A 441-nucleotide genomic window follows, 5' to 3' on the forward strand; every position below is an offset into this window, starting at 1 on the left:
TCGGTCGAGGGCTTATCCTAATCATTCTAAGTAGAGCATGTACACTTCGCATTCAGTTTTCAAAGTGCAAGCTTTGATTTTCGGCTAAGAAGCACGTATAATACGGTGGACAAGCTTGAAGCGTTCGCCTAATGTTACGGGGAGATACCCAAGAGGCCGAAGGGGACGCTTTGCTAAAGCGTTAGGGTGTTACAGCCGCGAGGGTTCGAATCCCTCTCTCTCCGCCAGTGTTTTTCTTAACTGAAGAAGTTTTAATTTGATGTGGCGGTGTAGCTCAGCTGGCTAGAGCGTACGGTTCATACCCGTGAGGTCGGGGGTTCGATCCCCTTCGCCGCTACCATATCTTTTTTATCGCAACAAACCAGGACGCTTAGCTCAGCTGGGAGAGCATCTGCCTTACAAGCAGAGGGTCGGCGGTTCGATCCCGTCAGCGTCCACCAT

Annotated in this window: 3 tRNA genes; all 3 read left to right on the plus strand. The window is 50.8% G+C overall.

The features are described 5' to 3' along the window. Positions 1-138: 138 nt before the first annotated feature. The 3 genes from QP775_RS25565 (at position 139) to QP775_RS25575 (ending at position 440) form a co-directional block, all read left to right on the plus strand. A tRNA-Ser gene (locus QP775_RS25565) sits at positions 139-227 on the plus strand. A 36-nt stretch (positions 228-263) separates the two neighbouring features. Next, positions 264-340, plus strand: a tRNA-Met gene (locus QP775_RS25570). Between the two features lie 24 nt (positions 341-364). Beyond that, positions 365-440: transfer RNA gene (locus tag QP775_RS25575), tRNA-Val, on the plus strand. The last annotated feature ends 1 nt before the right edge of the window (position 441 follow it).

Source organism: Paenibacillus sp. UMB4589-SE434, assembly GCF_030226685.1.
Taxonomy (GTDB): Bacteria; Bacillota; Bacilli; order Paenibacillales; family Paenibacillaceae; genus Paenibacillus_B.